This window comes from Candidatus Zymogenaceae bacterium (assembly GCA_016931225.1).
Classification (GTDB): Bacteria; Desulfobacterota; Zymogenia; order Zymogenales; family Zymogenaceae; genus JAFGFE01.
On record JAFGFE010000010.1, the window covers coordinates 36,499 to 45,928 of the forward strand.

Here is a 9,430-nt window from a genome sequence, read left to right on the forward strand (position 1 = left end):
TAGGGAATATGGAAACGGACCAGGAAAAAAAGCGAGCCCCGCAGATTCTCGTGGTGGATGACGAGCAGAATATGAGAGATTTTCTCGAGATCATGCTCAGGCGCGAGGGGTACGTGGTTGATCTGGCTGAAAACGGGAAGGAGGCGGTCGAACGTATTGATAAAAAAATGTATGATCTCGTCATTACGGATATCATTATGCCGGGCATGAACGGAACGGAGGTCCTCAAAAAGGCGAAGGAGGTCAATCCCGCCACCACAGTCATCATGGTTACCGCTTACGCCTCCACCGAAAGCGCCGTTGACGCCATGAAGGAGGGTGCGTACGATTACATCACGAAGCCGTTTAATGTCGACGAGATAAAAGTTATCATCAGCAACGCCCTGGAAAGGGGGAGACTGGAGAAGGAAAACGTACTCTTAAAACGACAGCTGGGCAGAGAATATAACTATGAGAATATCATCGGGACCAGCTTCGCCATGCAGAAGATATTCGACCTGATCGGACGGGTATCGGCCACAAAGTCCAACGTGCTCATATTGGGAGAAAGCGGCACCGGCAAGGAGCTGGTGGCCCGGGCGATACACAATAAAAGCCAGAGAAAAGATCGTCCGTTCGTGGTGATAAACTGCGGCGGCATCCCTGAAAACCTACTGGAGAGTGATCTCTTTGGACACGTAAAGGGTTCCTTCACCGGAGCGGTGTCCCACAAGGAGGGTCTCTTCGAGGTGGCCGATACCGGTACCATATTCCTCGACGAAGTGGGGGAACTGACTCAGGCGATCCAGGTTAAGCTGCTTCGTGCCATCCAGGAGCGCACATTCAAGCGGGTAGGGGGGACGGAGGACATTTCTGTGGATGTGAGAATCATCGCCGCCACGAACAGAGAGCTGGAACAGGAGGTGATATCGGGCCGCTTCCGGGAGGATCTCTATTACCGCCTCAACGTGATAGAGATAAAAATACCGCCCCTCAGGGAGCGGCGGGAGGATATACCGCTGTTGGCGTCGCATTTTCTGGAAAAGATGTCCGCGGAGCAGGGAAAGGAGATCAGGAAGATATCTTCCTACGCCTTGGAGGTGCTCAAGGACTATTCATTTCCCGGCAATGTTCGGGAGCTTGAAAACATCATCGAGCGGTCCGTGGCCCTGGAGTCCTCCAATATCGTTCTGCCGGAGAGCCTGGCGCTCTCCATGCATAAGGAGCACGGCGGCAGGGCGGCAACGGAAGACGCCGCACATATGCTGGGAGGCGATTCGTTTTCCATGGAGGAATATATCTCGGGCATTGAGACCGAGCTCATCAAAGAAGCCCTGCTTCGTGCCGGCAGGAACAAGAAAGAAGCCGCCCGGATTTTGGGCATCAGTTACTGGGTGCTTCTCAGGAAGATCGAAAAATACGGCATCGGTGACGACGCCTGAGTTGGTATGTGTGACTATTTTGCAAAAAGGATTTGCTTTTTTGCAAAAGTTTTTCATGTGTGGTATACTTCATAACAAGAGTTTTCAGGTGATTGCGTTTTAATGAGCGATTTCATGCTGTTAGAGCGCACACAAACCCCCGAAAAAGATTATTATTGGCATTGAATTTGCTTTATATGAGTGATGTCAAATGGTCCTGAAACTACGTTTACCTACAAAAGGAGGACATGTTATGTTGAGTAAGATCAGAAGCAAAAAGGGTTTTACCCTTATTGAGTTGATGATCGTTGTGGCCATTATCGCCATTCTGGCGGCCATCGCCATCCCGAACTTCCTGAAGTTCCAGGCGAAATCCAAGCAGTCCGAAGCCCGGACGATCCTGACCGGTGTGTACGAGGCCGAGCTGGCCTACTTCGCCACCGAGAATACCTTCAGTAGAGTACCAGACCTCATTGGATTCGAAACCGCATCTGACCCCAAATACTACCTGATGTATCCCGGCGGGGACACTAAAATTGCATCTTCCGACTGGATCGCGATGTATGACGGTGACGGGGATACCCTCTACGACAGCTTTACCGCCACCTGCTCCGGCAACATCGACCGTGACGCGGATCGCGACGTCTGGTATGTACATGACGGATCCCGTGAACCTTCACAGGAAGACACGCCTGGTGGATTTAACGCTGCGGGAGAGCAGGCCTTTAACGACGTCTAATAACGACGCCGGGCGATGTATGTATGCATAGATCATTATGATGTATGCAGACGATGGCCACTAACGGCGGAACCTACAGGTTCCGCCGTTTTTTTCTTTATTACCTGTCTGTTTCGTGGTAGATAAAAACCATGCCAGACCTCCGTTTTATACGAAACAATATCGACACGGGTCTTTTCGGATTCGTTTTTCTGGTAAGCTTTTTCGTCTATCTCCTGACCCTGTGCCCGACGGTCTACTGGAGGGACTCGGCGGAGTTTGTTGACGCCGCCTTCGCCCTGGCCATCCCCCACCCGGCGGGATTTCCCTCCTACATGCCGATGGCGAATCTTTTGACCTATCTTCCCTTCGGGTCCATTGCGTTCAAGGTCAATCTGTTATCCGCATTCATGGGCGCCGGTGCGGCGGTGATGGTCGCCGTTCTCATTATGGAGGTTGTGTTTGCGATGGGTGGGGGGAGGGACAATACTTCCCGATTTCTAGCTGCGGCGGGGGCGCTGACGTACGCCTTTTCCTTTTCGCTGTGGGAGAGCTCGGTCAGCGCGGAGGTGTATGCCGGCATGGCGGCGGCGGGTGCGGGGATCCTTTTCTGTCTGGTCCGATGGGCGGTGAGGGATGATCGGAGGTATCTCATCGCAGGCGGATTCCTCTACGGGCTGTCCGCCGGCATCCACGCCACCGTGGCCCTGTTTCTCCCGGCGGTCCTCGTATTTATCGTCCTGAACCTGAAACGGGACGAACTCCCCCGAAGGCTGGGAGATGTGGGATGGGCCCTTCTCTTTTTCGCCATCGGCTTTTCCGTATATATGTATCTTCCCATCAGGTCTCTTTCGAATCCGAGGATGGATTGGGGGAATCCGGAAACCCTTGAGCAGTTTTTCATTCATATCACCGATCGAAAGGATTCCGCATATCACTTCGCCGTATCCCGGGGGGGGCTGTGGAGTAATATCTCGCGGTTTGTGGGCATCACCGCCTCTGAGCTGACGGTTTTGTGGAGCCTGGTTTCGGTGGCGGGTCTTTTGGTGGTGTTTCGGAAAAATTGGCGGATGGCGCTCCTTTTTCTGCTCTATTTTTTGGGGCATGTATCATTTTTCATCTGGTACTGGCAAACCGGCAGCATCTACACGGCGTCGTACGTGGTGCCGATGATGCTCGCCGCTGTGGCCTTTTATTTCGGAATATCCTGGATCGAAAAGAGATTCAGTGTGCGGATTCGATGGAGACGGGTGGGGGCGGTGGTGCTTGCGGCCTTCGTGATGTTTACCCTGGCGATCGACTACGGAAAACTCGATAAATCCAATTACTGGGCGGCGGAGCGCCTGGCCGCGGCGGATTATACCGGCTTCGATCGAGACGCCCTGGTCCTCACATCCCTGTACTGGCCGTTTTTTTACTACTTTAAGGACGTGGAGAGGCTTCGGGAAGACCTCCACGTGGTCCCCGTCAGCGATTGCCTTGAGCCGGAATATTTCAACCGGGTGACGCCGGAGCGCTTTCCCGGGATAGAGGTCCCGGACATGAAATACACCCGGGACACCGGCATTGATTTCATGCTCCAACTGATGGGTGAAAACATCTCGTCCCGAACCGTGTACCTGGGCCCGGATCGACGCATCGTTGAAAAGCTCTCGAACCAGCTGGTTCCCGAGCTGTTTTTCTTCCGGGTGGTGACAGACGACGAAGCGGAGAAGGTGGATGCCGACTATTGCGCCGCATATCTGACCGGGCTTCATGATTTCGTGCAGAGGGAGCTGGACTCCCGGGGCGGTGAGTTTTTCGCAGACGAGGTGTATCGCTCGTACTACAGCAACAATTTCCTGGCGCTGTCCACCTACCTGGTAAAGCAGAAACAATGGCTGGCCGTGGTGTCTGTGGCCAGGATGGCGGAGATTGTCATCGGGCCCGTGCCCTTGATAAAGAGGGACCTCCTGGATGCCCTGACGATGCTGGAGCGCTACGACGAGGCGGAGGATGAGTTCATCTGGTTTCTTGAACGGTACCCGAACGTGTCTCTGTTGCTGGTGAATTATGGATACAACCTGTTCTCCCAGGGGAGGTATGACGATGCGGCACGGGAGTTCTCTCTGGCCGTGGAGATGGGTGATATAAACGCCGAGGCCTATCTGGGGCTGGGCATCGTTTTTTTGGCGATGGAGCAAAACGAGGAGGCGGTCGACGCCCTTCGTGCCGCCCGGGAGGCGATAAACGAGAATACATCGCCGGACGACAGGGAGAAGATCGAGGAATTGCTTGATGAACTGTCCCGATAAAGAGAGATAATATAAATAGGTATATATACAATAAGTAGATACCCATTCACAGCGGGATACGAAATAAATCGTCCATGAGGAAGAACCAGACAATCTGTGTCGTCATTCCGGCCCACAACGAGGAACTTTTGATCACTCGGGTGCTTGAGGGTCTGCCGGACTACGTCGACTGGGCGGTGGTGGTGGATGACGCAAGCACCGACGCCACCGTCGATCGGGTATCCGACTACTCGGGGAGCTTTCGGGGCGAGGTGCGGCTCATCACCCTGGAAAACAACAGTGGTGTGGGGAGGGCCATCGCCCGGGGATACCGGGAGGCGCTGATTCTGAAGGCCGATGTGACGGTGGTCATGGCGGGGGATAACCAGATGGACCCGGCGGACCTGCCTGCGGTGGTGGACCCGGTGCTGGACGGGCGGGCCGACTATACCAAGGGCAACCGCCTGTTCGGGGGGGGGGCGTGGGGGATGATTCCGAAGGTGCGTTATCTGGGCAACTCCACCCTTTCACTTTTAACAAAAATCGCCTCGGGATACTGGCACGTGGCCGATTCCCAGACCGGGTACACGGCGATCAACTTTCGCACCCTCGCTCGTCTGGATCTGGAAAACATATATCCCCGCTACGGCATGCCCAACGACATGCTCATCAAACTCAACATCATCAACGCCCGAGTTGTGGATGTTCCGGTCAGGCCGGTGTACAACATTGGGGAGAAGTCGGGCATCCGGCTTTTCAAGGTGATTCCGACCATTTCTCTCTTGCTTCTTCGCGGCTTCTTCACCCGTATGTTCAAAAAATATGTCATCTATGATTTCCACCCTCTGGTATTTTTTTACATGATGGGCCTTTCCCTCACCCCCGCCGGGGGAATCCTGGGGCTGTATCTCTTCGTGGTACGGATTTTGGGACACGGCGTGGCAGCGACCAGCGCTCTATTCGCCGCCTTTCTGTTCATATCAGGCCTCCAGTCTCTGTTCTTTGCCATGTGGTTTGATATGGAATATAATAAACCCTTAAAGGGCGATGAAAATCCGAAAGTGTCGCCGTGAAAATCGTAATGACCACCAGCTCCTTTCCCCGCGGGCCGGAGGACTGGGCCGGGGTGTTTGTATTATCCCTGGCCCGAGAGCTGGTGCGGAGGGGACATCGGGTGACGGTGGCGGCGCCTCACGCGCCCGGCCTTGCTCGGGGTGAAATCGTCGACGGCGTGGGTGTGGTCAGGTTTCGATACATGCGTCCGGAAAGGCTCGAAGCGCTGGCGTACGGCCGGGGCATGGTTACCAATGTGCGCCGCCGTCCGTGGCTCTTCTTTCTGGTGCCCTTCTTTTTAGCGGCCCAGGGGTTGGTCCTCGGGCGCCTCGCTTCCAATGCCGATGTGGTGGCGGCCCACTGGCTCTTCCCCCAGGGGATGGTGGCCCGGTTGTGCGGCGCCTCCCCCGTGGTAATACTCCACGGCAGTGACGTGCACCTTGTCGGGGGGAGGGTGACGGCCTTTCTCGCCCGGTGGACTCTTTCGGGCGCGTCGGGCGTGATCGCCAACAGCGCCGCGACGGCCCGCCGGGCACAAGCCATTGCTCCCAAGGCACGGATCAGGGTGATACCCATGGGGGTGGAGGTGGAGCGTTTTGCACCATCCGGCGGCGGTTCGGGGGAAAAACAGGAGGCCATCGCACCAAGGATCATCGGCGTGGGGCGGCTCATCCCCCTCAAGGGGTATCGATATCTGATTGAGGCGTTGGTGAAAATCAAGGGGAAGTTCCCCGGGGCCGTTCTCACACTGGTGGGCGAAGGGCCGGAGAGGGAGGCGCTGGAGCGATTGGCGAAAACGCTGGGTGTGGGAGCGGCAGTGACCTTCACGGGAGAGGTGCCTCATGCTGATGTGCCCGGGATACTGCGGGAGCACGATCTGTTCGTCCTTCCGGCGATCGTCACCGAAACCGGTGAGACGGAGGGGCTGGGAACGGTAATACTGGAGGCGATGGCCGCGGGTCTTCCCGTGGCGGCGTCCGGTGTGGGGGGGATACCGGATATCGTCGAGCACGAAAGGACCGGACTTATCTTTCCCCAGAAGGACCCGGACGCCATCGCTCATGCGGTCATACTGCTTTCCGGTGACGGTGATCTTCGGGATCGTATTGTCGGGGCGGCGGAAAGGAAGGTTAAGGAGCGATTTTCCTGGCCGGTCATCGCCGAACAATATGAAGAACAATTTCTGCGCATACGCACACGGGAAACAGACACATGAATCCGATAGATGAGGGGAAAACCGTTCTCGATATCGAGCAGGGGGCCATTGGAGCCCTCCGGGATCGACTGGGGAGTGAGTTCTCCCGTGCCCTGGACCTCTTTTACGAGACGACCGGCCGGGTGATCATCACCGGGATCGGGAAATCGGGACTGGTGGGCAGAAAGATCGCCGCCACCCTTTCCAGTACCGGAACCCCGGCAGTGTATCTCCACCCCGCAGAGGGTCTCCATGGAGATCTGGGGGTGGTAACGACCGACGATCTGGTGGTGGCCATCTCGTACAGCGGCGAGTCCGATGAAATCCTCCGTCTCTTCCCCTATTTTCGCTGGGTGGGCGTCAAGATCATCGGGATGACCGGATCGAAGGACTCCCGCCTGGCCCGGGAATCGGATGTGGTGCTGGATGTGTGGGTCGAAAAGGAGGCGTGTCCCTGGGATATCGTGCCGACTTCCTCCACCACTCTGATGATGGCCCTGGGTGACGCCCTCGCGGTGGTTCTCTTGAAAATGCGGGGGTTCAACCTGGAGGATTTCGCAAAGCGCCATCCGGGAGGGGCCATCGGCCGGCGGGTACTGCTCTCCGTGGCGGATTTGATGCATGCTGGAGACGAGTGCCCCCGGGTGGAACGTTCCACTCTCCTCAAGGATGCAATCTATGAGATGACCTCCAAGGGACTGGGGATGACCACCGTCATCGGCGAGGGGGGGAGACTTTCGGGTATCGTCACCGACGGGGATCTCAGGCGGATATTCCAGAACCATCCGGCCCCACTGGACATGAAGGTTGGGGAGTTCATCGCCGGGAAGGGGATACCTCGGACCATCGAGGCGGAAAAGCTCGCCGCGGAGGCTCTGCGGGTTATGGAGGACAACGCCATCACCTCGCTGGTGGTCCCGGACGATGAGGGCCGTCCCCGGGGCGTCATACACATTCACGATATCCTGAAGGCGGGAATTACCCTATGAGGACGATACTCGTGGTGGGCGGCGCCGGGTATATCGGCTCACACGCGGTCAAGGCGCTGATACACACCGGACACCGGCCGGTGGTGCTGGATAATCTTTCCCGGGGACACAAAGACGCCGTATTGACCGATGATTTCGTCGAGGGTGATCTAAGGGATTACGATCGGCTGATGGAGGTCTTTCGGTCCTATGACATCGACGCCGTGATGCACTTCGCGGCGCTGACGTATGTGGGGGAATCCGTGGAGCACCCCGAGCTCTATTACGATAATAACGCCGTGGGCGGCCTGACGCTCCTTCGGGCCATGCGCGCATCGGGCGTGAAAGCGTGTATCTTTTCCTCCACCGCCGCGGTCTACGGAGAGCCGCATGCAATCCCCATCCCCGAGGACACGGAGCTCTCTCCGATCAATCCCTACGGCACGACGAAACTCTTTTTCGAGCGGGCGCTTTCGGATTACAACGCGGCATACGGCATGCGGTATGTCTCGCTTCGGTATTTTAACGCCGCGGGATGCGATCCCGAGGGGGAGATCGGCGAGCGCCACGACCCGGAAACCCATCTCATCCCCCTGGTGCTCCAGGCGGCGGGGGGAAGGCGGGAATCCGTCACCGTGTTCGGCGACGACTACCCGACACCGGACGGGACCTGCATCCGGGATTATATCCACATCACCGACCTGATCGACGCCCACCTTCTGGCCCTATCACATTTGATGGACGGCGGGGAAAGCTGTGTGTTCAACCTCGGGAGCGAATCGGGACATTCGGTGATGGAGGTGATCGAGGTGTGCCGCCGGGTGACGGGACGAAAGATCACTGCGGTGATGGGGGAGCGGCGGCCGGGAGATCCGCCGGTTCTGGTGGCGTCTTCGAAAAAGGCCAAGGAGACGCTGGGGTGGCGTCCCTCCCATACCGATCTCGACGAGATCGTCCGGGACGCCTGGAATTTCATGATGAAGAGAGACATGGTGTCGTGATGGGCGGCGATCGTCTATGGGGCGTGGTGCCCGCCGCCGGGCTGGGGGAGCGAATGAGGGGTGGAGGCGGTGCGGCGAAGCAGTTTCTGTCCATCGGGGGCGTCCCGATGCTGGCGGTGACGCTGAAAGCCCTCTTTCACGCGGCGGATTTTGCGGGCGTCGTGCTGACGCTCAGGGAGGACGACTTCGAGACGGCCGAAGACATTTTAGCAAAATATGTCCGGGAGCGCTCATCGGTCGCATGTGTCCCCGGCGGCGCCGTTCGTCAGGAGTCGGTCTATAACGGGATCAGGGCGGTGATGGAGCGGGGCGGAGATCCGGACGATCTGGTGGCGATCCACGACGCCGCCAGGCCCGTGATACATAAAGATGTGGTTGAGAGGGCGGTAACGGCCGCCCGAACAAGCGGCGCCGCGGTTGCGGTGGTCCCCGCGGTGGATGCCGCCGTCCTGACGGACGGGGTGCGTATCGATTCCTACCTGGATCGAAAACGGCTCTTCCGCATTCAGACCCCCCAGGTCTTCCGCCTGGGCCTGATCGCGGATGCCCATGAGCATGCCCGAAAACGGGGCGTAACCGATGCGGTGGATGATGCATCCCTGATAATTGAAAACGGTGGGGAGGTGCGGATCGTTCCCGGAGACCCGAACAACATCAAGGTGACGCACCCCGGGGACATCGCCGTGGTGGAGGGAATCCTGGCGGGCAACGACGGGCACACGGATGAGTGAAGGGGGATGATCGGCCCGGCGTCGGCCGGGCGCACACGGGGGATGTATGTTGGGATACCTTTGTGGTTCTATTTGGCATGCACGCCAAGGG

Annotated in this window: 8 protein-coding genes; all 8 read left to right on the top strand. The window is 57.6% G+C overall.

All coding sequences use genetic code 11. The features are described 5' to 3' along the window. Nucleotides 1–8: 8 nt before the first annotated feature. Nucleotides 9–1,421 carry a sigma-54-dependent Fis family transcriptional regulator gene (locus JW885_04375; GenBank protein ID MBN1881388.1) on the top strand — a complete coding sequence of 471 codons (1,413 nt, stop codon included), beginning with the start codon at nucleotides 9–11 and terminating at the stop codon, nucleotides 1,419–1,421. Between the two features lie 244 nt (nucleotides 1,422–1,665). Next, complete coding sequence (locus JW885_04380) at nucleotides 1,666–2,139, top strand: prepilin-type N-terminal cleavage/methylation domain-containing protein (protein ID MBN1881389.1); 474 nt, start codon at nucleotides 1,666–1,668, stop codon at nucleotides 2,137–2,139. Between the two features lie 131 nt (nucleotides 2,140–2,270). Next, on the top strand, nucleotides 2,271–4,412 hold the full coding sequence (locus JW885_04385) for a DUF2723 domain-containing protein (GenBank protein ID MBN1881390.1): 2,142 nt from the start codon (nucleotides 2,271–2,273) through the stop codon (nucleotides 4,410–4,412). Nucleotides 4,413–4,486: 74 nt separating this feature from the next. Then, complete coding sequence (locus JW885_04390; protein ID MBN1881391.1) at nucleotides 4,487–5,464, top strand: glycosyltransferase family 2 protein; 978 nt, start codon at nucleotides 4,487–4,489, stop codon at nucleotides 5,462–5,464. After that, nucleotides 5,461–6,660 carry a glycosyltransferase gene (locus JW885_04395; GenBank protein MBN1881392.1) on the top strand — a complete coding sequence of 400 codons (1,200 nt, stop codon included), beginning with the start codon at nucleotides 5,461–5,463 and terminating at the stop codon, nucleotides 6,658–6,660. The genes JW885_04390 and JW885_04395 overlap by 4 nt, the downstream gene beginning before the upstream one ends. Continuing rightward, nucleotides 6,657–7,628 carry a KpsF/GutQ family sugar-phosphate isomerase gene (locus JW885_04400; GenBank protein ID MBN1881393.1) on the top strand — a complete coding sequence of 324 codons (972 nt, stop codon included), beginning with the start codon at nucleotides 6,657–6,659 and terminating at the stop codon, nucleotides 7,626–7,628. The genes JW885_04395 and JW885_04400 overlap by 4 nt, the downstream gene beginning before the upstream one ends. Continuing rightward, a complete protein-coding gene (gene galE / locus JW885_04405; protein MBN1881394.1) occupies nucleotides 7,625–8,608 on the top strand; it encodes a UDP-glucose 4-epimerase GalE in 984 nt (327 codons plus the stop codon). The genes JW885_04400 and galE overlap by 4 nt, the downstream gene beginning before the upstream one ends. After that, complete coding sequence (ispD, locus tag JW885_04410; GenBank protein MBN1881395.1) at nucleotides 8,608–9,339, top strand: 2-C-methyl-D-erythritol 4-phosphate cytidylyltransferase; 732 nt, start codon at nucleotides 8,608–8,610, stop codon at nucleotides 9,337–9,339. Before galE ends, ispD begins: the two co-directional genes overlap by 1 nt. Nucleotides 9,340–9,430 lie beyond the last annotated feature (91 nt).